Source organism: Streptomyces pluripotens, assembly GCF_000802245.2.
GTDB lineage: Bacteria > Actinomycetota > Actinomycetes > Streptomycetales > Streptomycetaceae > Streptomyces > Streptomyces pluripotens.
In genome coordinates, this window is the sequence record NZ_CP021080.1 from 6,186,424 (window position 1) to 6,206,539 (window position 20,116).

Below are 20,116 nucleotides of genomic sequence, written 5' to 3' on the forward strand. Positions count from 1 at the left end.
TCGACATGACGAACCGTACAGCCTCACCCGCAACCAGCCCACAGGGCGGCATGACGATGCGGGTCTACACGGTGGACCGCTACGGCACCGTCACCCGGGACCGGGGCACGCTCACCATCATCCCCGGGAACCAGCCCATTCCTCCTCTGTTCAGCACGGCATTCCCGCAGTGCGGCTGCCTGGGCTGCCGGGCCGGACGGGCGGTGCGCGGGTGAGCACCACGATGAACCGAGACGTCGACGCGGCTCCGGTGGACATTGAGACGACGCGCGAGACCGTGCGCCTCCTGCTCGGTCCGGACGACGTCCCGGAGGCGCTGCCAGCGGTCCCCACGGGGTTGGACACGCTCACCATGCTGCTGAGGGGGCAGCTGGCGGTCCTGATCCCCGAGGTCGAGGCGAAGGCCTCGCGGCTGCCGAAGGGGAGCATCCCGCGGTACTGTGCGCTCGCTTGTGTCGGCGAGGCGGCTGGGAAACTTCGGCTGGGGGACGGCGGCACACCGGCTGTCCGCGTTGCCGTGGCACGGAAGTTGGCCCGCTCCGCCAAAGCCCTGTGCGACCACTATGACGGACTCGACGGCGAAGCAGCTCCGGAAGGCAGGAAGCCGTGAACGCGGTCGTCGACCCGCTCGTGTACGTGGCGGCCGTGACCGGCCCTCGCCTTGGCGCTCACGCGGACCCCGCGCACCGCAACTCGCGGGCAGTGCGCCACAGATCGGTGCTCGTGAGCAGTCCGACGTCTACTACGGCCTCAACTGATCAGTTGACCCACCATGTGGCTGATGGGACTATCCAGCGAACTCGTATTGGTACTGGGGGAATCACGTGAGACGCAGCATCAGTCTGGCCGCCGCTTTGACCGCCGGTGTTCTGCTCACCGGATGCAGCAGCGGCACCCAACACGACGCGATCTCACATGACACCGCGACGGCAGCCGTCGACTCGTCGAGCAACCCTGCACCGAAGGCGAGCGTGCGTCTGTTGTGGACCCACACCGACAAGGGGATGGGCACGACTGCGGTCTGGTACGTTGCCCGCGTCTCGAACCCCGGTGCCTCTCCGGCCTCAGTCAGCCTCGATGCGCGCGCGCTCGACAAGAGCGGCACCATCATCGGATCCGACACCGAAACCCTGCCAGCTGTCCCCGCCCGCGGCAGCTTCGACTACTTCGGCAACCTCGGCGACAGCGTCACCCAACTTACTGGGACCCCAGCGAAGGTCACCGTCAGTCCTTCGGACAACGCCATGTACGCCGGCACTTCCGCCACGCCACTCGCCACCAGTGAACTCAAGCTGAGCAAGGGCACCACCGACGACGGCATCGTCGACACGCCCTACTCCTACAACCTGACGGTGAAGGTCACCAACAGCACGAAGAAGGCTGTGAATGGCTATGTCATCCAGCAGGTGATTCTCTACGACAAGGCTGGGAAGATCGTCGGCGGCGACACAGGATCATCCGACAACGTCCCAAGCACCCTGGCGCCCGGAGCCAGCTACCGGGAACAGTGGGCAGACATCCCAGCCGTTCGGCCCGCAGTTCGTGCCGTGTACACGGTATGGGCCGGGTAGCGCTGTGACCGCATAGGTTCACGGGGTTTGGGCCTGTGCGCAGGGCGTGCCGTGACGTCCGGTCTAGCGGTATGAACGGCACGTCACTGCACGGCCTTTGGCAGTATCTCCAGGTGGTTCAGAAGAAGCTCGACGCGCTCTCGTAGACGATGGACGAGTACAGGGTCATGCCGTTCCCGAACGGGTTGCGCGGCCTGGGCATAGAGGACCAGGACATGGGCATGTTCGACGCGGTCGCCGCCGGCTACGCCTCCCGCGTTCTCAAGCCCCCTTCCCGAACCGTCCCGAGGAGGCTTGATCAGGTTGGTGGGGCTGTTCGAGAAGGCGCAACGGGTCGCCGTCGGCGGACCGGCCGGCGGCCGAGCCCTCTGGTGGTCGGCTGCGGGAGAGCGAGCGGGCGGAGCTGGAGCGGCTGCGGGCCGAGGCCGGGGAGAAGGACAAACGCATCCGCGAGCTGGAGATGGAGCGTGATGTGTGCAAGCGATTCGTGGCCTTGTGGGTGAAGTAGCTGAGGCGGACCCGGCTGTGGCGGTCGGGGTGATCAGCAGCTGCAAGGCCGAGGAGGGGATACTGCATCGCGTCGCGTGCCGTGCTCTGGGGGTATCGGAGTCATGGTGCTACAAGTGGCGCGACTGACCGCCGACCGAGCGGGAGATGCGCCCGCAGCACCTGGTGGAGGAGATCGAGGAGATCTTCCGCTGCTCCGGGGCACTTACGGCTCGCCGAAGGTGTTCATCGAGCTGGTACGCCGGGGCTGGCGGGTGTCGGTGAACACCGTCGCGAAGCTGATGGCCGAGCTCGGGCTGGCGGGCCGGAAGGTCACGCGCCGCCGGTCTCTGATCAGGCCAGGGAAGCGGCCGGCCGCCCCGGACTTCGTCCGCCGGGACTTCACCGCCGAGGAACCCGACCTCGTCTGGGCAGGCGACATGACCGAGTTCGACACCGGCGAGGGCAAGCTCTACCTGGCAACGGTGATCGATCTTTTCTCCCGTCGGCTGCTCGGCTACGCGATGGGCGCCCGGCACGACGCCGAACTGGTGGTGGCTTCACTCAACATGGCCGCGGCCACCCGGGGCGGCGACGTCCGCGGTGTGATCATGCACACCGACAGAGGTAGCGAATACTGCTCCCGGAAGTTCAAGCGGGCCTGCCGCAAGCTGGGCGTCGTGCAGTCCATGGGCCGAGTCGGATCTTGCTTCGACAACGCCGTGAGCGAGGCGTTCAACAGCGTGCTGAAGGTCGAGTACGTCCACCGGCACACCTTCCGCACCCGCACCGAGGCCCGCATCAAGATCGCCACCTGGATCACTGACTTCTACAACACCAGGCGGCTACATAGCGTGTGCGGGTTCAAAAGCCCGATCGACTACGAACGCGAGTACCGGGCCACCCTCACCGAGGGACTGGCCGCATAGATCGTCTCCACGCTGCGAGGGGATTGACATTCCTCCGCGCGTCAAGGGCGCGAAGGACTGGCAGTGGGAGGCGGCGCCGAAAGACGGCTTCCACGTGCTGCGGCACACCTACGCCTCGATCATGCTGGAGGCAGGGGAGCCCGTCGTGACGTTGGCGCGATGGCTCGGGCACTCCTCTCCGGCTGTCACGCTTGGTTACTATGCTCACTTCATGCCGGAGGCCGGAAGCAAGGGGCGCAGCGCCATTGACGGACTGCTGGGGAGGCGGGGAGATGAGCATGCCGGTCGAAACTCCCCAGATTCTCCCCAGGGCTGATCGGGGAGGTTTCCCCAGATTACACGGAGTTGGAGCGGGTCATGGAATGTAAGGAAAATAAGCTGCGGGGCCTTGGGAGATGCTGAGAGAGGTCACCGCCACCCGCTACATCGAACCCCTCCGTTCCGGCGGCTCGGTCCCCGGCGTTGTAGAGGCCGACGACCTGGGCACCTACGTCGTGAAGTTCACCGGATCGGCGCAGGGACACAAGGCGCTGGTCGCCGAAGTGATCGTCGGTGAACTCGCGCGTGCGCTCGGCCTGCGCTTCCCGGAGCTGGTCCTCGTCCACTTCGACCCGGCCGTCGCCGCCGGCGAGCCCCATCACGAGGTGCGGGGCCTGCACACTGCGAGCGCGGGGGTGAACCTCGGCATGGACTATCTGCCGGGAGCCCGGGACGTCACCCCCGAGGTTGCGGAGGATTTCCCGGTGGACCCTCTGGAGGCGGGCCGGATCGTCTGGCTGGATGCGCTGACCGTCAATGTGGACCGCACGATCCACAGCTCCAACCTGATGGTCTGGCCCACGCTCGGCATCGCGCCGCCGCGCCTGTGGCTCATCGACCATGGTGCCGCCCTCGTCTTCCACCATCGTTGGGGCACCACGGACCCCGGCAAGAGGTATGACTTCCGGCAGCATGCCCTTGGCCGCTACGGCCCCGATGTGCGGGCCGCCGACGCCGAACTGGCGCCCCGAGTGACCAGGGCTCTGCTGCGTGGGATCGTCGCCGAGGTGCCGGACGCCTGGCTGGCCGAGGACGCCGGGTCCGGCACGCCCGACGACGTCCGGGACGCCTACGCCGACTATCTCCTGGCCCGTGTCCGGCTCTCCCCACAGTGGCTGCCCACCGATTTCCCGAGCCCTGCGGAACTGGCGGCGGAGCAGGCCGCCCGCGCGGCGAAGACCAGGCGGGGTCGTCCGGACTGGCTCAAGCAGGTTCCCGATCTGCACGGCAGGCCGGCGGTGGAACACGACGGGACGGTGCACCTGGGGTGAGGCCCAGTGATCTTGATAGGGGTCCACCGTCAAATCCCCGCATGTCGGCGCACCGGCCCTGACGACCTAATTCCGTGCCGGTGACATGGCGCGTCTGCGCTGCCACCGCCATGGGCGGGACGGAACACTTCGGTCTGGCCACCGGCTGCGGCGGGACTACCCTGGGCGGCCGGTCCCCGCCGCCCGGCGCAGCACGTCCGGTGTGGGTCGTCCAGACGTACTCGTCGGAGGCCGTGATCTCCTTGCTCATCGTCGTCCTCCGTCGCCGGTCGACTGTGTTCCCTGACGAGTGTCCCTTTCTGGAGCAGTTTTCCGGCCCTGTTCCTCAGTGCGCCGGTGCCCTGGGCGTACGTCCATTGCTGGGCGGCGCTCTGGGCGCAGGTGTGCACCTGGTCAGGTCGAGTGGTCAGGCCGAGCGTGTCGAAGAAGTCCGGCGCCTCGCCCCATGCGGCGCTGGAGCAGCCGGATGGTGGATTGTTGAACGGTACGTACTTCTGCCGCACCTGCCTGCGGTCCGACGACTTGTTCGTGAACCCGGCGGGGAGGTCGGCGTCCCAGGTCTTGCTCAGTGCTGCCGTCTCGTCGTCGGTGCCGGAGCCGACTTCGCCACCGCGCACAACTGGTCAGGGGTGCCGTCCAGGGCATGGGCGGCCACCTGCTTCTCCTGGGGTTGGCCGATGCGCAGCGCGATGCCCATGCGGCACTGGTCCGACGGCGTCGCCGCTGTGTACCGCGCGGATCGCGGCCGGTGGCCCGGAGAGGGCTCCGGGCCACCGGCCGCGCCGCATCGGGCGTCAGCCGTGTAGCTGTTCGTATGCGGGCAGGGTGAGGAAGTCGGCGTAGTCCGCGTCGAGGGACACCTTCAGCAGCAGGTCGTGGGCCTCCTGCCAGTGCCCGGCCGCGAACGCGTCCTCGCCGACCTCCTCGCGGATGGCGGCGAGTTCCTCGGTGGCGACCTTGCGGGCCAGCTCGGGCGTGGCCTTCTCGCCGTTCTCGAACTCGACGCCCGCGTTGATCCACTGCCAGATCTGCGAGCGGGAGATCTCGGCGGTGGCCGCGTCCTCCATCAGGTTGAAGATGGCGACCGCGCCGAGTCCGCGCAGCCAGGCCTCGATGTAACGGATCCCCACCTGAACGGCGTTGACCAGGCCGTTGTAGGTCGGCTTCGCCTCCAGTGAGTCGATGGCGGTCAGGTCCGCGGCTTCGACGTGCACGTCCTCGCGCAGCCGGTCCTTCTGGTTGGGCTTGTCACCGAGGACCTTGTCGAAGGACTCCATGGCGATGGGCACCAGGTCGGGGTGGGCGACCCAGGAGCCGTCGAAACCGTCCTCCGCCTCGCGGTCCTTGTCGGCGCGGACCTTCTCGAAGGCGACCTTGTTCACCTCCGGGTCCTTGCGGGACGGGATGAAGGCCGCCATGCCGCCGATCGCGTGCGCGCCGCGCTTGTGGCAGGTGCGGACGAGGAGTTCGGTGTACGCCCGCATGAACGGGGCGGTCATCGTCACCGCGTTGCGGTCCGGCAGGACGAACTTCGGCCCGCCGTCACGGAAGTTCTTCACGATGGAGAATAGGTAGTCCCACCGGCCGGCATTGAGCCCCGAGGCGTGGTCGCGCAGTTCGTAGAGGATCTCCTCCATCTCGTACGCGGCGGTGATCGTCTCGATCAGGACGGTCGCGCGGATGGTGCCCTGCGGGATGCCGACGTAGTCCTGGGCGAAGATGAACACGTCGTTCCACAGCCGGGCTTCGAGGTGCGACTCCGTCTTCGGCAGATAGAAGTACGGGCCCTTGCCGAGGTCCAGCAGGCGCTGGGCGTTGTGGAAGAAGTAGAGGCCGAAGTCCACGAAGGCGCCGGGGACCGGTTGGCCGTCGGCGTCGACGAGGTGCCGCTCGGTCAGGTGCCAGCCGCGCGGGCGCATGACGACGGTCGCCAGCTCCTCGTTCGGCCGGAGAGCGTACGACTTGCCGGTGCGCTCGTCCGTGAAGTCGATGTTCCGGGTGTAGGCGTCGATCAGGTTGAGCTGGCCGAGGACTACGTTCTCCCAGGTGGGCGCGGAGGCGTCCTCGAAGTCGGCGAGCCAGACCCGTGCGCCCGAGTTGAGCGCGTTGATGGTCATCTTGCGGTCGGTCGGACCGGTGATCTCCACCCGTCGGTCGTTCAGCGAGGCGGGTGCCGGGGCGACCCTCCACGAGTCGTCCTCGCGGATCGCGGCCGTTTCGGGGAGGAAGTCGAGCGAGGAGGTGCGGGCGATGTCGGCGCGGCGCTCGGCCCGGCGGGCGAGGAGCTCGTCACGGCGCGGGGTGAACCGCCGGTGCAGCTCCGCCACGAAGGTGAGCGCGGCGTCCGTGAGGACCTCCTCCTGCCGGGGCAGGGGCTCGGCGTCGACGATGGCCAGCGGGGACGGCGCTGGTGCGGACATGAGCTGTCACTTCCTTCAGCGGTGGCACCGGGTGCCAAGAAGCAGGAACAGGGTGGTCGGCGCTCGCGGCGGGAGGTGCCCCGCGTGAGTGAATTCGAGCGCGGGACGACGGAGCGCTTCTGATTAGTGGATAGTAGTTTCCTTATCGTGGAACTTCAATGGTTTGTTGATATCGAGATTCTCTGAGTCGAGGAAAGGTGGCGCTCGGTGCCACCGCGTTCACTCAAGGTGGGCCAGATCGGCCTCGGTGTCGATGTCGTACGGATCGGCCACGTCCGCACATTCCACGAGTCTGACTGTCCCCGCGTGCTCCTTCAGGTAGGCGCGGGCGCCGCGGTCCCCGGTGGCAGTCGCCGTGATGCCCTTCCAGTGCGCCGCGCCGAACAGCACGGGGTGGCCGCGTACCCCGTCGTAGGCGGCCGAGGCCAGCGTCTTCTCGTCCTCGAAAGCGCCGAGCACCCGGGTGGCTGCCGCCGGCCCGATGCCGGGCTGGTCCACCAGGCTCACCAAGGCTGCCCGTGCGCCGGTACCGGCGAGCGATGCCAGCCCGGCGCGCAGTGAGCTGCCCATGCCCTCCGTCCAGTCCGGGTTGTCCACGAGTACGCAGTCGCTCAGTTCGGCGTGCTCCCTCACCTCGTCCGATCGTGCGCCCAGCACCACGTGGATCCGTCCGCACCCGGCCGCGCGCAGCACCCCGACTGCGTGCTCGACCAGGGGCCGCCCCCGGTGTCGGAGCAGTGCCTTGGGTCGCCCGCCGAGCCGTCTGCCCCCGCCGGCGGCGAGCAGTAGCCCGGCGACATCCGCCTGAAGCTCCCGGTTGTCCGTCATAGGTCCTGCTTACCCGACGATGGCAGGAGTGGCGGGTTTCCGGCGGCGTTTCCACAGGGCTGAATTTCGGTCCGCGCTGTGGCGCGACCGCACGGGGTGGCGTTTACTGGCCCGCGCACCACGGCGTGTCAGGGGAGGGGCGGTATTGCGGAGCTTGGGGCAGAGGACGATGGCCGGCAGCGACGGGGATCCGAGGACGGCGGAGCTGTGGACCGCAGTGTCCCGGCTGCGCCGCGAACTCGCCGCGCATCCAGCGGAGTTCCCCGACCGGGACATAGCCGAGGACGAACTGGCCGCGTTGGCCGCGATGGCCTCCGGTGGTGTGCTGCTGGAGATACCGCGGTTGCGCGGGTCGCTGTTACTGATCGCCGGGGCGATCGGTTCGGTCAGTGCCTTGGCCCGAGGGCTGTCCGAGGTGCGGGAGGCGGTGGACCTGTTCGGACAGCCGTCGCGGGAGGGCTGACCGTGCCGGTCCGAGGGGGGCGAGGGGTGCGCCCCCTCGGGAGGCCGTGCGCCCCACGCTGAACCCGCGTGTTCTTCTCGGGGAGCCGTGCGCCCCGTGTCGGACTGCACGCCCCTCACGGCGCACCGTGTGCTCCCGCGTCCCGCGGACGCCGGTGCACCCGTGGTACCCGGTGCACCCGTGGCATCCGCGTCCTACGCGCCGGAACCGGCCAGTGCCTGGGACAGTTCCAGGGCGACCTGCTGGAGCACCGGCACGATCTTCTCCGTCGCCGCCTCGGTGACCCGGCCCGCCGGCCCGGAGATGGAGATCGCCGCAGCCGTCGGGGACTCCGGTACGGGCACCGCGAGGCACCGTACCCCTATCTCCTGCTCGTTGTCGTCGACGGCGTACCCCAGTTGCCGTACGTCCTCAAGTGCCGCCAGGAACCCGTCCGGCGTGGTGATCGTCTTCTCCGTCGCGGCCGGCATCCCGGTGCGGGTGAGCAGCGCCCGCACTTCGTTGTCGGGCACCCCCGCCAGCAGCGCCTTGCCCACCCCCGTGGAGTGCGGGAGCACCCGGCGTCCCACCTCCGTGAACATCCGCATCGAGTGCTTGGACGGCACCTGTGCCACGTACACGATCTCGTCGCCGTCCAGCAGTGCCATGTTCGCGGTCTCGCCGGTCTCCTCGACCAGCCGTGCCAGGTACGGTCGCGCCCAGGTGCCGAGCAGCCGGGACGCGGACTCGCCGAGCCGGATGAGACGAGGGCCGAGGGCGTACCGCCGGTTCGGCTGCTGACGGACGTATCCGCAGGCCACCAGTGTGCGCATCAGCCGGTGAATGGTCGGTAGGGGGAGCCCGCTGGTCGCGGACAGCTCGCTCAGCCCCACCTCGCCGCCCGCATCGGCCATGCGTTCGAGCAAGTCGAAGGCGCGCTCCAGGGACTGGACCCCGCCGGCGGAGGATTTGGCGGAGTCGGTGGTGCTGGCGCTGGACCTCGGCACGGCGCGTTCCTTTCGGGGCTGGCGAGTGGGCAGAAGCCTACCCGTCAGCCGGTTGACTCCTTGCTTGCACCTGGCTACGTTCTGCTGAGTGGAATAATAATTCCGCGTTGTGGAAATGTCTAGAGCGGGTGAGAGTGGATCGCCGCCCGGAACTGTGCCCCTTGACGGCAAAGGGGTGGGAGTGAAGACTCTTTCAACAGAACGTTGAAATCCGTTACGTGGGGGTATTCCCGTTTCCTGGGCGTGAACGGCGGTACAGAGAGGGGTTCGGGTGTCCGACGCTGAGCTGGTGCTGCGCTCGACGCGCGTCATCACACCAGAAGGGACGCGGGCCGCCACGGTCACCGTGTCCGCCGGGAGGATCACGGCCGTCCTGCCGTACCGCGCCGAGGTCCCGGCCGGGGCCAGGCTGGAGGACGTCGGTGACCACGTCCTGCTGCCCGGCCTGGTCGACACCCACGTGCACGTCAACGATCCGGGCCGCACCGAGTGGGAGGGCTTCTGGACCGCCACGCGCGCGGCGGCGGCCGGGGGCATCACCACCCTGATCGACATGCCGCTCAACTCGCTCCCGCCGACCACCACGGTCGACCACCTGCGCACCAAGCAGCGGGTGGCGCGGGACAAGGCGCACGTCGACGTCGGTTTCTGGGGAGGCGCGCTGCCCGACAACGCAACGGACCTGCGTCTGCTGCACGAGGCCGGCGTCTTCGGCTTCAAGGCCTTCCTGTCACCGTCCGGGGTGGACGAGTTCCCGCACCTGGACCAGGGTCAGCTCGCCCGGTCACTGGCGGAGATCGCCGGTTTCGACGGCCTGTTGATCGTGCACGCCGAGGACCCGGACCACCTGGCCTCGGCCCCGCAGCACGGTGGCCCCAAGTACGCCGACTTCCTCGCCTCCCGCCCGCACGACGCCGAGGACACGGCCATCGCGCATCTCCTCGCGCAGGCGAAACGCCTGCATGCGCGGGTGCACGTGCTGCACCTGTCCTCCGGTGACGCGCTCCCGCTGATCCGCGCCGCCCGGGCCGAGGGAGTCCGCGTCACCGTGGAGACCTGTCCGCACTACCTCACCCTCACGGCCGAGGAGGTCCCGGACGGCGCCAGCGAGTTCAAGTGCTGCCCGCCGATCCGTGAGGCGGCCAACCAGGACCTGCTCTGGGCGGCGCTGGCCGACGGCACCATCGACTGCGTGGTCACCGACCACTCGCCCTCCACCGTCGACCTGAAGACCGAGGACTTCGCCACCGCCTGGGGCGGTATTTCCGGCCTCCAGCTGAGTCTCCCCGCGGTGTGGACCGAGGCCCGCAGGCGCGGGCACGGCCTGGAGGACGTCGTCCGCTGGATGTCCACGCGGACCGCCGCCCTGGCAGGCCTGGGCCAGAAGGGCGCGATCGAGGTCGGGCGCGACGCCGACTTCGCCGTCTTCGCCCCGGACGAGACCTTCGCCGTCGACCCGGCCCGCCTGCAGCACCGCAACCGGGTCACCGCGTACGCCGGAAAGACCCTGTACGGCGTCGTGAAGTCCACCTGGTTGCGTGGTGAGCGCATCGTGGCCGGGGGCGAGTTCACCGCGCCGAGCGGCATCCTGCTCACCCGCCCCCAGTGACCCACCCCCGCACCCACCCCGTCGACCCCAGAAAGGAACCCCTGATCACCGTGACGGCGCAGCAACAGTCAGGTTGGGCCGGCTTCACCGGCGACGCGAACCCCTATGGAGGAGGGGACCCGTACGCGGACTACCGCACCGCCGACTTCCCCTTCACCCGGTACGCCAACCTCGCCGACCGGCAGCTCGGCGCCGGCGTTATTGCCGCCAACGACGAGTTCTTCGCCCAGCGCGAGAACCTGCTGGTGCCCGGGCGGGCCGAGTTCGACCCCGAACACTTCGGGCACAAGGGCAAGGTCATGGACGGCTGGGAGACGCGCCGCCGGCGCGGTGGCTCCGCCGGGCACCCCTGGCCGGCGGCAGAGGACCACGACTGGGCGCTGGTCCGCCTGGGCGCGCCCGGCGTGATCCGCGGGATCGTCGTGGACACCGCCCACTTCCGTGGCAACTACCCGCAGGCGGTGTCCATCGAGGGCACGTCGGTGCCGGACTCCCCGTCCCCGGAGGAACTTCTCGGCGACGACGTGAAGTGGACCACCCTGGTGCCGCGCACCCCCGTCGGCGGACATGCGGCGAACGGCTTCGAGGTCACCGTGGAACAGCGTTTCACGCACCTGCGTGTCAACCAGCACCCCGACGGCGGCATCGCCCGCCTGCGCGTGTACGGCGAAGTCGTCCCGGACCCGCAGTGGCTGAGCACGCTCGGCACCTTCGACGTCGTCGCCCTGGAGAACGGAGGCCGGGTCGAGGACGCCTCCGACCTCTTCTACTCCCCGGCCACCAACACCATTCAGCCGGGCCGCTCCCGCAAGATGGACGACGGCTGGGAGACCCGCCGCCGCCGCGACCGGGGCAACGACTGGATCTGCTACCGGCTGGTGGCCCAGTCCCGGATCCGCGCGGTCGAGATCGACACGGCCTACCTGAAGGGCAACAGCGCCGGCTGGGCCTCGGTCTCCGTGCGGGACGGCCAGGGCGGCGAGTGGTGCGAGATCCTTCCCCGTACCCGGCTCCAGCCCGACACCGCCCACCGCTTCGTGCTGCCGCAACCGGCCGTCGGCACGCACGCGCGCATGGACATCTACCCCGACGGCGGCATCTCCCGCCTGCGGCTGTTCGGTTCCCTCACTGAGGAGGGCGCGCACCGCCTCGTGGTCCGCCACCAGGAACTCGGTGGCTGATCCGGCCCCAATACGCGTGGGGTGCCCCGGCCCGGACAGCACCGGGGCGCCCCACGGGTCACCCACCCGTGCCGCACGCAGCCGGCGCGCCCCCGCTGCCGCGTTTCCGTCGCCCGCGTCGCCCGCGCTGTCCCGTTCGTTGCCGCGCCGTCCGCGGTGGGGCCTCCCGTCGGCGGCGAACCGACACGGGTTCGGGTTTCCTGGAACTCTTCCCTCCAACTCCCGCGTTCTCCCCCCGTGACCCTTCAGCAAGAGATCGTCGGCAACGCCATGCAGATGGCGGTCGTCAACCTGTACCCCGGTCAGACCGTGTACTGCGAGGCCGGGAAGTTCCTGTTCAAGACGACGAACGTGACCATGGAGACGCGGTTGTCCGGCCCGTCCGGCAACGGCGGGCAGCAGGCCCAGGGGGGTGGTATGGGCGGCCTGTTGCGCCAGGCCATGGGTACCGCCATGCAGGTCGGCCAGCGGGTGCTCGCCGGCGAGTCGCTGGCGTTCCAGTACTTCACTGCCCAGGGCGGCCAGGGCACCGTCGGCTTCGCGGGTGTGCTCCCCGGCGAGATGCGTGCGCTGGAACTCGATGGCACGAACGCGTGGTTCGCCGAGAAGGACGCCTTCGTGGCTGCGGAGTCCACCGTGGACTTCGGCATCGCCTTCGCGGGAGGCCGTACCGGCATGAGCGGCGGTGAGGGTTTCGTCCTGGAGAAGTTCACCGGGCACGGCACGGTGATCATCGCCGGCGCGGGCAACTTCATCGACCTGAACCCGGCCGACTTCGGCGGCCGCATCGAGGTCGACACCGGCTGTGTCGTCGCCTTCGAGGAGGGCGTCCAGTACGGCGTCCAGCGTGTCGGCGGCCTCAACCGCCAAGGGATCATGAACGCCGTCTTCGGAGGCGAGGGCCTGTCCCTGGCCACCTTGGAGGGCAACGGCAGGGTGATCCTTCAGTCGCTCACCATCGAGAGCCTCGCCAATGCCCTGAGGAAGGCCCAGGGCGGCGACAAGCAGGGCCCGACCGGCGGACTGTTCTCCACGCACACCGGCTGAGCGGGGCCACTGAGGCCGGGACCGATGAGTTGCGGGCGCGTGCGGGGTCTGAGGTGATGACACTGACCCCGTACCAGGAAGAAGGCACCCGCCATGGGCAAACTCGTCTCGACCGTCTTCGTCACGCTCGATGGCGTCTACCAGGCACCCGGCGGCCCCGGGGAGGACCCCAGCGGCGGCTTCGACCAGGGCGGCTGGAGCTTTCCGTACGGTGACGACGACTTCGGCCGGTTCATCGCCGACGTCTTCAGCCGTGCGGGCGCCTTCCTGCTCGGCCGCCGTACCTACGAGATCTTCTCGGCCTACTGGCCCCAGGTGACCGACCCGGCCGACCCGGTGGCGTCCCGGCTGAACGGTCTGCCCAAGCACGTCGTGTCCTCCACCCTCACCTCACCCGGCTGGTCCGGCACCACGGTGGTGTGCGGCGATCTGGCCAGGGAGGTCACGGCTCTCAAGGAGAGGACGGACGGCGAACTCCAGGTCCACGGCAGTGGCGCCCTGGTTCGCTCCCTGGTGGACCTGAGACTCCTCGACACCCTGCACCTGCTGACCTTCCCGGTAGTCCTCGGCGCCGGGCGCCGCTTGTTCGTGGAGGGCGCCGTGCCCACCCGCTTCACGCACACCGCAGGGCGGGTCACGGTCTCCGGTGTCTCCATCCAGTCGTACGACCTGTCCGGCCGTCCCGAGTACGGGTCCTACGAACTCCCCGCCGACGCCTGATCGCCGCCTCTGGGCTGCTCCCGGAACACGGACCCTGCGAGGGCACCGGGCCAGCAGGGCAACGCACTGACCGCTCGTCGCCCTTGATGAAAGACCGACATGTTTGGTGTAGGCATGCCAAATTTCCGCGCGTCGTGCCCTACGCCGCGGTCGTCGCCTCAGCATGGAGGAGGCGCAGGAGGCGTAGGAGGCGTAGGAGGCGTAGGAGGCGTAGGAGGCGTAGGAGTCCTAGGAGGCGGACGGGGCGGAGGGGCGCGGAGAGGGGCGACGGGGCGGGGGACGGACGGATGGGGAAGGCGGAGGGAGACGGGGCGGCTGGGCACTAGCCGGCCGTCGTGGTCGTTGTCAGAGCACCGGGACGAGCCCGGCGGGCCTCGGGGGTATTCCTGAAGGGGGAACGATGAACGACGAACGGGTGGTCGATCTACGGGAGTTCGGAGAGCAGCTGCGCCGCGACCCGCATCCGGTGTACGCGTGGCTGCGCGACCAGGGGCCTGTCCATCGGGTCAGGCTCGCCACGCCGGACGGCGACTACGAGCCTTGGCTGATCGTGGGATACGAGGAGGCGCGGGCGGCCCTCACCGACCCCCGGCTGGCCAAGGACGGCTCCAGGATCGGCGCCAGCCCCGTGGACGAGCAGCTGATCGGCAAGCACTTGCTGGCCACCGACCCGCCGCAGCACACGCGGCTGCGCAGCCTGGTGGCGCGTGCGTTCACCATGCGCCGGGTCGAGCAACTGCGTCCGCGGATCCAGCAGATCACCGATGAACTGCTCGACGAGATGCTGCCGCTCGGCCGTGCCGACCTCATCGAGTCCCTCGCCTATCCGCTGCCCATCACGGTCATCTGCGAGCTGCTCGGGGTCCCGGAGATGGACCGCGTGGAGTTCCGGAAGATTTCCACGGAGGTGGTAGCACCGACCGGCCCGGACAGCGGGTACGCGGCGATCGCTCGACTCGCCGAGTACCTCACGGAACTGATTGAGGACAAGCGCTGCGCCGGTCCGTCGGGCGATCTGCTCAGCGATCTGATCCGCACCACCTCCGAGGACGGTGACCGGCTCTCCCCGCAGGAGCTGCGGGGCATGGCCTTCCTGTTGCTCATCGCCGGCCACGAGACCACGGTCAACCTCATCGGCAACTGCGTTCTCGCCCTGCTCACCCACCCCGGCCAACTGGCTGCCCTGCGCGCCGACATGACCCTCCTCGGCGGAGCGGTGGAGGAGACGCTGCGCTGGGAGGGGCCGGTGGAGAACGCCACGTTCCGGTACGCCGCCGAGCCGCTGGAGATCGCGGGCGCCAGGATCGGGCAGGACGACCACGTGATGATCGGTCTCAGCGCAGCCCAGCGCGACGGTGGGCGCTTCGCCGACCCGGACCGCTTCGACATCCGCCGCGACACCCGGGGCCACCTGGCTTTCGGCCATGGCATCCACTTCTGCCTCGGCGCACCTCTGGCCCGGCTGGAGGGCCGGATCGCGATCGGCGCGCTGTTGGAGCGGGCCCCCGGTCTTGCTGTGGACGGCACGACCGACGCCTGGCTGCCGGGCATGCTCATGCGCGGAGTGAGGACCCTGCCGGTGCGTTGGTAGCGGCGTCCACTCAGCCCCGCGGCGGCCGCTACCGGTCCGGGATCTCGGCCGGTGACACCGGCCGCCGTTCCTGCCGGGAGATTTCGCAGGCCTCGGCGATCCGCAGTGCCTGCAGCGCCTCGCGGCCGTCGCACGGATTGGGCCGCTCGCCGCACACCAGCTCGACAAAGGCGGCCAGTTCGGCCTCGTACGCGGGGCCGAACCGCTCCGGGAAGCCGGTCCACGGCTTGTCCGCGGGGGGCGGTCCGGTCGGCTCGGTGGACGCCAGCGGGGTGCGGTCGTCCAGCCCCACCACCACCGTGTCCCGTTCGCCGGCCAGCTCCATGCGGACGTCGTAGCCCGCGCCGTTGAGTCGGGCTGCGGTCGCCACGGCCAGCGTGCCGTCGTCCAGGGTCAGTAGTGCCGCGCCCGTGTCGACGTCACCGGCCTCGCGGAACATCGCGGGGCCGCGGTCGGAGCCGACCGCGTACACGGAGGCCACCTCCCGGCCGGTCACCCACCGCAGTATGTCGAAGTCGTGGATCAGCGTGTCCCGGAACAGCCCGCCGGACAGCGGCAGCCACGGTGCCGGGGGAGGGGACTGGTCACACGTGAGGGCCCGTACGGTGTGCAGCCGTCCGAGTCGTCCCGCGCGCACGGCCTCCCGGGCGCCGGCGTACCCCGCGTCGAATCGCCGCTGGAAGCCCATCTGGAGGATCGTGCCGGCCTTCTCGACCTCGGCGAGCGCGTGCAGTGTGCCCGGCAGGTCCAGCGCAATCGGCTTCTCGCAGAAGACCGGAAGGCCCGATCGGGCCGCCCGACCGATCAGTTCGGCATGGGCTGCTGTGGCCGTGGTGATCACCACGGCGTCCACACCCCACTTGAAGATCTCGTCGGTGCCCGGCGCCGCGGTTTCGCCGAGCCGGTGTGCCAGCGCTTGGGCCCGCGCCGGATCCGCGTCCGTCAGGATCAGGGATCCGACCTCGCGGTGGCGATGGAGCGTCCTCGCGTGAAGGGTGCCGATGCGGCCCGTACCGATGACCCCGATGCGCATGGAAACAAAGTGAGGGTGGACCCCGCACTCTGTCAATGTGCATGTCCGGACAATCGGACTACACGACTTCCCGTCAACCAATCACGGGACTACCCTCGGGCTCGTGCCGAAACCAGATGTGGACCCGACCGTGGCGCTCGACCTTCATGTGGACCGTAGCTCGCCGGTGCCGTTGTACTTCCAGCTCTCCCAGCAGTTGGAGGCCGCCATCGAGCAGGGCAGTCTCACCCCGGGCAGCCTGCTGGGCAACGAGATCGAGCTGGCGGCGCGGCTCGGCCTGTCCCGGCCCACCGTCCGCCAGGCCATCCAGTCCCTCGTCGACAAGGGCCTGCTCGTTCGTCGCCGGGGCGTCGGCACCCAGGTCGTGCACAGCCAGGTCAAGCGCCCGCTGGAGCTGAGCAGTCTCTACGACGACCTGGAGGCGGCTGGCCAGCGCCCCGCGACCGAGGTCCTGGTCAACGCCGTCGTCCCGGCCTCCGCCACGGTGGCCGCCGCCCTCGGTGTCGTGGAGGGCGGTGACGTCCAGCGCGTCGAGCGGCTCCGGCTCGCCCACGGTGAACCGATGGCCTACCTGGTCAACCACCTGCCGCCCGGTCTGCTCGACCTGGACACCGCCCAGCTGGAGGCCACCGGCCTGTACCGTTTGATGCGCTCCGCCGGGATCACCCTGCACAGCGCCCGCCAGTCCATCGGTGCCCGCGGTGCCTCGGCCGCGGAGGCCGAGCGGCTGGCCGAGGCTGAAGGTGCCCCGCTGCTCACCATGCAGCGCACCACCTTCGACGACACCGGCCGTGCGGTCGAGTTCGGCGACCACCTTTACCGCCCGACCCGCTACTCATTCGAGTTCCAGCTGCTCGTACGTCCCTGAGCGTGGCTGGTTTCCGCCCTCTGCTCGTCACAATGTCCGGACAATTGGGTCGTGTGATGCTCCCCGGTCAGGTCATGAGTGTTCCCGGTGTTCGATACTGGAGCGTTTGGGGCCGCTGAGGTGATCGCCGGCCCCTCGCGTACGTACGGACACAGCGAGAAGGGCACGGCCTCGTGGCACGGTTTCGGACCTGGGTGGGTATCGCGGTGGCGGGGGCACTGAGTGTGGCCCTCGCCGGATGCAGCAGCACCGGCGGCAAGCGGGCCGAGGATGCCCGTCGGGCCGCCGTCGCCCCGGCAGGGGTGGCGGTGGCCACCCCCCGCTGGACCTTCGCGATGATCACTCATTCAGGTGACGGCGACACCTTCTGGGACATCGTCCAGAGCGGTGCCGAACAGGCAGCCCGGAAGGACAACGTCACCTTCCTCTACTCGCACGACGACGAGGCCCAGCAGCAGGCCCAGCTCGTGGACGCGGCGGTCGACAAGAAGGTCGACGGGATCATCGTGACCCTCGCCAAGCCGGAGGCCATGAAGGCTGCGGTGGCCCGGGCCGAGAAGGCCGGGATCCCGGTGATCACGGTCAACTCCGGCTCGGCGCAGTCCAAGGCCTTCGGTGCCCTCACCCACATCGGCCAGGACGAGTCCGTCGCAGGCGAGGCCGTCGGTGAGGAGCTGAACAAGCGGGGGAGGAAGAACGTCCTGTGCGTGCTGCACGAACAGGGCAACGTGGGTCACGAGCAGCGCTGTGACGGCATCGGCAAGACCTTCCGCGGCACACTGAGGAAGCTGTACGTCAACGGCACCAGCATGCCCGACGTGCAGTCCGCCATCGAGGCCAAGCTGCAGGCCGACACGTCCCTCGACGCGGTCGTCACCCTCGGTGCCCCCTATGCCGACACCGCCGTGAAGGCGAAGACCGACGCGGGCAGCAGGGCGGAGATCGACACCTTCGACCTCAATGCCAAGGTCGTCGCCGGACTCAGGAACGGCACCCTTGGCTTCGCCGTCGACCAGCAGCCCTACCTCCAGGGCTACCAGGCCGTTGACCTGCTGTGGCTGTACAAGTACAACGGCGACGTCCTCGGCGGTGGCAAGCCGGTTCTGACCGGCCCGCAGATCGTCACCAAGGACCAGGCGGACGCGCTGGCGAAATACACCGAGCGGGGCACGCGATGACCGCGACGACTGATGAGACGACTGATGAAAGGGTTCTGCGGATCTCGCCGCCGAAGCGGCTGCTCTCCCGTCCCGAGCTCGGCTCCGTCGTCGGCGCGCTCGCCGTCTTCGCCTTCTTCGCCCTCGCCGCCGACGGCTTCCTACGTGCCTCCAGCCTCAGCACGGTCCTGTACGCCTCCTCGGCCATCGGCATCATGGCCGTGCCCGTGGCCCTGCTGATGATCGGCGGAGAGTTCGACCTGTCGGCGGGCGTCCTGGTGACGTCCTCGGCGCTGGTCTCCTCGATGTTCAGCTACCAGATGACGGCGAACGCCTGGGTCGGTGTCGGGGTGTCCCTGCTGGTCACACTGGCCGTCGGCGCCTTCAACGGCTTCATGCTGACCCGCACCGGGCTGCCCAGTTTCATCGTCACCCTAGGCACTTTCCTGATGCTGGCCGGCATGAACCTCGGCTTCACCAAGCTGATCGACGGCACCGTCTCCACCAAGACCATCGCCGACATGGAGGGTTTCGCGAGCGCCCGCGAGGTCTTCGCCTCGACGCTCACCGTCGGCGGCGTCGACGTCAAGGTCACCATCGTGTGGTGGCTCGGCCTGGTCGCCCTCGCCTCCTGGATCCTGCTGCGCACCCGCGCCGGCAACTGGATCTTCGCCGTCGGCGGCAACGCGGACGCGGCCCGCGCGGTCGGTGTCCCGGTCGCGAAGACCAAGACCGGTCTCTACCTGGGCGTCGCCTTCGGCGCCTGGGTCCTGGGCCAGCACCTGCTCTTCTCCTTCGACGCAATCCAGTCCGGCGAGGGCGTCGGCAACGAGCTGATCTACATCATCGCCGCCGTGATCGGCGGCTGTCTGATCACCGGCGGCCACGGCAGCGCGGTCGGCTCGGCGGTGGGCGCGCTCCTGTTCGGCATGACCAGCAAGGGCATCGTCTTCGCCGAGTGGAACCCCGACTGGTTCAAGTTCTTCCTCGGAGCGATGCTGCTCCTCGCGACCCTGCTCAACACCTGGGTCCGCAAGCGCGCGGAGGCGGCGAAATGACGCAGGCGAAGACGCGTACGGCTCTGGTCGAGCTGTCCGGCGTCAGCAAGCACTACGGCACGGTCCGGGCCCTGGAGGGCGTCTCCCTGGAGGTCCACGCGGGAGAGATCACCTGTGTCCTCGGCGACAACGGCGCGGGCAAGTCCACCCTGATCAAGATCATCGCGGGTCTGCACCAGCACGATGGCGGGACCCTGCGCATCGAGGGCCGCGCGACCCGGTTCGCCTCCCCTCGCGATGCCCTGGACCAGGGCATCGCCACGGTCTACCAGGACCTGGCCGTCGTCCCGCTGATGCCGGTCTGGCGGAACTTCTTCCTGGGCTCCGAGCCCCGCACGGGCGTCGGCCCGTTCAAGCGCCTGGACACCGCCCTCATGCGCCGCACCACACGAGAGGCGCTGCTCCGCATGGGCATCGACCTGCGGGACGTGGACCAGCCCATCGGCACCCTCTCCGGCGGCGAACGCCAGTGCGTGGCGATCGCCAGGGCGGTGCACTTCGGAGCCCGGGTCCTGATCCTCGACGAGCCGACGGCGGCACTGGGCGTGAAGCAGTCCGGAGTGGTGCTGAAGTATGTGGCTGCTGCGCGGGATGAGGGCCTTGGGGTTGTGCTGATCACCCATAACCCGCACCACGCGTATCTGGTCGGCGACAGATTCGTCCTGTTGCGACGCGGCGCAGCCGTGGGCAATCACACCCGGGAAGAGATCACCCTGGACCAGCTGACCGGGCAGATGGCGGGCGGAGCCGATCTGGACGCCCTGCGCCACGAGCTACGGCGCGACTGAGGGACGCGGGACGAGTGCCGGGGTCGTCCGGGGTGGTTGCGCCGGGTGGCCGCGGACCGCCCCGGGCACCC

The 20,116-nt window shown here is 69.2% G+C and carries 20 protein-coding genes and 1 pseudogene; 16 read left to right on the plus strand and 5 right to left on the minus strand.

The genetic code is table 11. From position 1 onward, the window contains the following. Positions 1-5 precede the first annotated feature (5 nt). The 6 genes and pseudogenes from LK06_RS27485 (at position 6) to LK06_RS27515 (ending at position 4,296) form a co-directional block, all read left to right on the plus strand. A complete protein-coding gene (locus LK06_RS27485) occupies positions 6-215 on the plus strand; it encodes a hypothetical protein (RefSeq protein ID WP_043434785.1) in 210 nt (69 codons plus the stop codon). Further along, entirely contained in the window at positions 212-610 is a 399-nt protein-coding gene (locus LK06_RS27490) for a DUF6415 family natural product biosynthesis protein (protein WP_234367521.1), read from the plus strand. Before LK06_RS27485 ends, LK06_RS27490 begins: the two co-directional genes overlap by 4 nt. A gap of 214 nt (positions 611-824) precedes the next feature. Beyond that, positions 825-1,571 carry a hypothetical protein gene (locus LK06_RS27495; protein ID WP_039648314.1) on the plus strand — a complete coding sequence of 249 codons (747 nt, stop codon included), beginning with the start codon at positions 825-827 and terminating at the stop codon, positions 1,569-1,571. A gap of 623 nt (positions 1,572-2,194) precedes the next feature. Next, positions 2,195-2,986: an IS3 family transposase gene (locus LK06_RS27505; protein ID WP_159025343.1), complete on the plus strand. Its 792-nt coding sequence runs from the start codon at positions 2,195-2,197 to the stop codon at positions 2,984-2,986. Positions 2,987-3,014: 28 nt separating this feature from the next. Next, positions 3,015-3,302: pseudogene (locus tag LK06_RS27510) on the plus strand (tyrosine-type recombinase/integrase); the annotation flags it as partial. A 79-nt stretch (positions 3,303-3,381) separates the two neighbouring features. Then, positions 3,382-4,296 (plus strand): HipA family kinase, encoded by a 915-nt coding sequence (locus tag LK06_RS27515; protein ID WP_039648301.1) that lies wholly within the window; start codon positions 3,382-3,384, stop codon positions 4,294-4,296. A gap of 565 nt (positions 4,297-4,861) precedes the next feature. Here LK06_RS27515 and LK06_RS34950 read toward each other — a convergent pair. From LK06_RS34950 to LK06_RS27525, 3 genes are all read right to left on the minus strand, one after another. Next, a complete protein-coding gene (locus tag LK06_RS34950; RefSeq protein ID WP_267886057.1) occupies positions 4,862-4,993 on the minus strand; it encodes a hypothetical protein in 132 nt (43 codons plus the stop codon). Between the two features lie 97 nt (positions 4,994-5,090). Beyond that, positions 5,091-6,716, minus strand: coding sequence for a malate synthase A (aceB, locus tag LK06_RS27520; protein WP_039648299.1), 1,626 nt, complete (start codon positions 6,714-6,716; stop codon positions 5,091-5,093). A 219-nt stretch (positions 6,717-6,935) separates the two neighbouring features. Then, the gene (locus LK06_RS27525; protein WP_039648297.1) at positions 6,936-7,544 is read right to left on the minus strand and encodes a nucleotidyltransferase family protein; all 609 of its coding nucleotides are present in this window, start codon (positions 7,542-7,544) and stop codon (positions 6,936-6,938) included. Positions 7,545-7,713: 169 nt separating this feature from the next. On the opposite strand from LK06_RS27525, the gene LK06_RS27530 reads away from it, so the two are divergent. Beyond that, the gene (locus tag LK06_RS27530; protein ID WP_043434787.1) at positions 7,714-8,007 is read left to right on the plus strand and encodes a DUF5955 family protein; all 294 of its coding nucleotides are present in this window, start codon (positions 7,714-7,716) and stop codon (positions 8,005-8,007) included. Between the two features lie 194 nt (positions 8,008-8,201). Here LK06_RS27530 and LK06_RS27535 read toward each other — a convergent pair whose 3' ends face one another. Then, positions 8,202-8,993 (minus strand): IclR family transcriptional regulator, encoded by a 792-nt coding sequence (locus LK06_RS27535; RefSeq protein WP_039648292.1) that lies wholly within the window; start codon positions 8,991-8,993, stop codon positions 8,202-8,204. 271 nt (positions 8,994-9,264) lie between these two features. On the opposite strand from LK06_RS27535, the gene allB reads away from it, so the two are divergent. The 5 genes from allB (at position 9,265) to LK06_RS27560 (ending at position 15,141) form a co-directional block, all read left to right on the plus strand. After that, positions 9,265-10,602, plus strand: coding sequence for an allantoinase AllB (gene allB / locus LK06_RS27540; protein ID WP_039648290.1), 1,338 nt, complete (start codon positions 9,265-9,267; stop codon positions 10,600-10,602). 50 nt (positions 10,603-10,652) lie between these two features. Next, positions 10,653-11,783 (plus strand): allantoicase, encoded by a 1,131-nt coding sequence (gene alc / locus LK06_RS27545; RefSeq protein ID WP_039648572.1) that lies wholly within the window; start codon positions 10,653-10,655, stop codon positions 11,781-11,783. Between the two features lie 237 nt (positions 11,784-12,020). Then, a complete protein-coding gene (locus LK06_RS27550) occupies positions 12,021-12,830 on the plus strand; it encodes an AIM24 family protein (RefSeq protein WP_071659274.1) in 810 nt (269 codons plus the stop codon). Positions 12,831-12,923: 93 nt separating this feature from the next. After that, the gene (locus LK06_RS27555) at positions 12,924-13,550 is read left to right on the plus strand and encodes a dihydrofolate reductase family protein (protein ID WP_043434788.1); all 627 of its coding nucleotides are present in this window, start codon (positions 12,924-12,926) and stop codon (positions 13,548-13,550) included. Between the two features lie 400 nt (positions 13,551-13,950). After that, positions 13,951-15,141: a cytochrome P450 family protein gene (locus LK06_RS27560; protein WP_174673944.1), complete on the plus strand. Its 1,191-nt coding sequence runs from the start codon at positions 13,951-13,953 to the stop codon at positions 15,139-15,141. 28 nt (positions 15,142-15,169) lie between these two features. On the opposite strand, the gene LK06_RS27565 is transcribed toward LK06_RS27560, so the two are convergent. Beyond that, on the minus strand, positions 15,170-16,174 hold the full coding sequence (locus LK06_RS27565) for a Gfo/Idh/MocA family protein (protein WP_039648287.1): 1,005 nt from the start codon (positions 16,172-16,174) through the stop codon (positions 15,170-15,172). Between the two features lie 130 nt (positions 16,175-16,304). Here LK06_RS27565 and LK06_RS27570 point away from each other — a divergent pair, with 130 nt between their 5' ends. From LK06_RS27570 to LK06_RS27585, 4 genes are all read left to right on the plus strand, one after another. Beyond that, the gene (locus LK06_RS27570; RefSeq protein ID WP_086083524.1) at positions 16,305-17,042 is read left to right on the plus strand and encodes a GntR family transcriptional regulator; all 738 of its coding nucleotides are present in this window, start codon (positions 16,305-16,307) and stop codon (positions 17,040-17,042) included. Positions 17,043-17,215: 173 nt separating this feature from the next. After that, a complete protein-coding gene (locus LK06_RS27575) occupies positions 17,216-18,220 on the plus strand; it encodes a sugar ABC transporter substrate-binding protein (protein ID WP_039648283.1) in 1,005 nt (334 codons plus the stop codon). After that, positions 18,217-19,257 (plus strand): ABC transporter permease, encoded by a 1,041-nt coding sequence (locus tag LK06_RS27580; RefSeq protein WP_039648281.1) that lies wholly within the window; start codon positions 18,217-18,219, stop codon positions 19,255-19,257. The genes LK06_RS27575 and LK06_RS27580 overlap by 4 nt, the downstream gene beginning before the upstream one ends. After that, entirely contained in the window at positions 19,254-20,045 is a 792-nt protein-coding gene (locus tag LK06_RS27585; RefSeq protein WP_039648279.1) for an ATP-binding cassette domain-containing protein, read from the plus strand. The genes LK06_RS27580 and LK06_RS27585 overlap by 4 nt, the downstream gene beginning before the upstream one ends. Positions 20,046-20,116 lie beyond the last annotated feature (71 nt).

Excerpts from the sequence above, each read along its gene's own strand:
- LK06_RS27485 (WP_043434785.1), top strand. The coding sequence starts at position 6 with ATGACGAACCGTACAGCCTCACCCGCAACCAGCCCACAGGGCGGCATG.
- LK06_RS27515 (WP_039648301.1), top strand. The coding sequence starts at position 3,382 with ATGCTGAGAGAGGTCACCGCCACCCGCTACATCGAACCCCTCCGTTCC.
- LK06_RS34950 (WP_267886057.1), bottom strand. The coding sequence starts at position 4,993 with ATGGGCATCGCGCTGCGCATCGGCCAACCCCAGGAGAAGCAGGTGGCC.
- aceB (WP_039648299.1), bottom strand. The coding sequence starts at position 6,716 with ATGTCCGCACCAGCGCCGTCCCCGCTGGCCATCGTCGACGCCGAGCCC.
- LK06_RS27525 (WP_039648297.1), bottom strand. The coding sequence starts at position 7,544 with ATGACGGACAACCGGGAGCTTCAGGCGGATGTCGCCGGGCTACTGCTC.
- LK06_RS27530 (WP_043434787.1), top strand. The coding sequence starts at position 7,714 with ATGGCCGGCAGCGACGGGGATCCGAGGACGGCGGAGCTGTGGACCGCA.
- LK06_RS27555 (WP_043434788.1), top strand. The coding sequence starts at position 12,924 with ATGGGCAAACTCGTCTCGACCGTCTTCGTCACGCTCGATGGCGTCTAC.
- LK06_RS27560 (WP_174673944.1), top strand. The coding sequence starts at position 13,951 with ATGAACGACGAACGGGTGGTCGATCTACGGGAGTTCGGAGAGCAGCTG.
- LK06_RS27565 (WP_039648287.1), bottom strand. The coding sequence starts at position 16,174 with ATGCGCATCGGGGTCATCGGTACGGGCCGCATCGGCACCCTTCACGCG.
- LK06_RS27580 (WP_039648281.1), top strand. The coding sequence starts at position 18,217 with ATGACCGCGACGACTGATGAGACGACTGATGAAAGGGTTCTGCGGATC.
- LK06_RS27585 (WP_039648279.1), top strand. The coding sequence starts at position 19,254 with ATGACGCAGGCGAAGACGCGTACGGCTCTGGTCGAGCTGTCCGGCGTC.